Genomic DNA, 1,750 nt, shown 5'->3' on the forward strand with positions numbered 1-1,750 from the left:
CGCATCCGCAGCGAACCACAACGACGCTGGGACCAACCCGCCACCCGAGCAGCCTGACCCCAACACCCTCAACGTTCGTGGTCACGGCACTAGCCACCGGCCGCTGGTCCACCGTCACCGTCTACGCCATCACCAACCTGGGCGCCGCCGAGGCCAGCCCCGCCGACCTGGCCGACTGGCTACGCGCGCCTGACCCGCGCTCAACAGCTGGACATCACCGGCGCCCTCTACTGGGCCGCTTCGGCGTTGGAACTGCCGACCTTGGCCGACTCCGGCTACGAGGGCGCCGGCCAGGGCATCCACACCCCATACAAGCAACCCGCCGACGGCCGCCGCCTCGCCGCGGACAACCGCGCGTACAACACGATCCTTCGATCCATGCGGTGCCTCGGAGAACGCGGCTTCGCGATCCTCACTGGCCGCTGGCGCACACTACGCCACAGCACCGCCAGCCCTCGAAGCCTCGGTGACATCGTCCGCGCCGCGCCCCACCTCACCCTTTCGAATACCGCCACCTACCAGATTCTTGTTGAGAACACGTCATTCGGGGGTAGACACCACCACCGCCGTGGGAAGGCAGCGGGATGCGCAGCACCGACAGGCGCTCAACAACAGCAGGGGGAAGAACAACGACGCACGTGCAAAACCGGGGGGCGTCAGACAGGTATAACGACGACCGGCCCGCCGACATTTCGCCGGCCCGGGACCACACATCCGGCGGCGGGCTGTGGGTCCCACTCGATCATCCACCCGATCTATCGACCCCGACCCCACCATTATTCCGCCACCGGCGGGCCCCCGACCACACCCACAAACCGGACGCCCGGATCGTCAACGAACAACCGTTCATATCCACCCGAAGCGCAGGCGAATGCCACCTTCGCGGAGGCGATTCCGCCAAGAGACCGCGTCCGCCGGACGAGAGCCCGACCACGGATGACGGGACAGCCGCCAAAGCTGGCGGTGTGATAGGAGTCGACAAAGGCACCTACCAAAACTCGGACAAATGTCCCGATCGCCTCGTTTCGGCCTGCTCCACCGTCCTCCTGCTGGTCGCTGACCAAGCTGCGAGACTACCTCATCGCCGCCGGTTACGTCACGACCGTCAGCGTCGAGACCGTCAGTCGCGTCCTGCACGATCGCGTGGTGACGTGGCAGGCCACGGAGACGTGAAGGCCAGCACCGACCCCCGACTTCACGGCGAAGATGCGCCGGGCCCTGGACCTCGCCGACCACCCACCCGCCGACGGCAGGGTGCTCTGCGTCGACGAGTTCGGGCCGTTGGACCTGCAACCCCGCCCCGGACCTCACCACCGGCAAGCTGCACTACCGCATCCGCGACCGGAAACGGTGGCGCGAGTTCCTGGCTTTCCTCAAGACCCTGCGCCACCGCTGGCCCGACGACCAGCTCCACCTAAAACTCATAAGTGGCATATCGGACGATCTCGGGGGTGCCTTGAACCTGACGGTTGCGGCAGACGTTGTACCCGCAGCGCTGGCAAGCGGCCGGAGCATGACGGAAGGCAGGCGCGGTGCCGAACTTCAGCGAAAACGACTATATTGCCGCTCTGCGCACGTACTACGACAGACCTGGCACTTATGACCGTTATCCGGGTCGCGGTGAGACGGTCGAAGTGGCAGGCACAGGACCGGTCCCGCTAGGTTCTGTCTCGCGGATCATGAATCTCGCTCGTTAGGCCTGTGTGGCACGAGGCGATCTGACGAACCATGAGTGGGCTGTGCTGGCGCC

General features: G+C 66.0%; 1 protein-coding gene. It reads left to right on the forward strand.

Features of this window, described 5'->3' with window-relative positions; genetic code table 11:
* Positions 1-261: 261 nt before the first annotated feature.
* Positions 262-969 carry a transposase family protein gene (locus ACIBEF_RS32375; protein WP_396797222.1) on the forward strand — a complete coding sequence of 236 codons (708 nt, stop codon included), beginning with the start codon at positions 262-264 and terminating at the stop codon, positions 967-969.
* Positions 970-1,750 lie beyond the last annotated feature (781 nt).

This window comes from Micromonospora sp. NPDC050795 (genome assembly GCF_044456785.1).
GTDB lineage: Bacteria > Actinomycetota > Actinomycetes > Mycobacteriales > Micromonosporaceae > Micromonospora.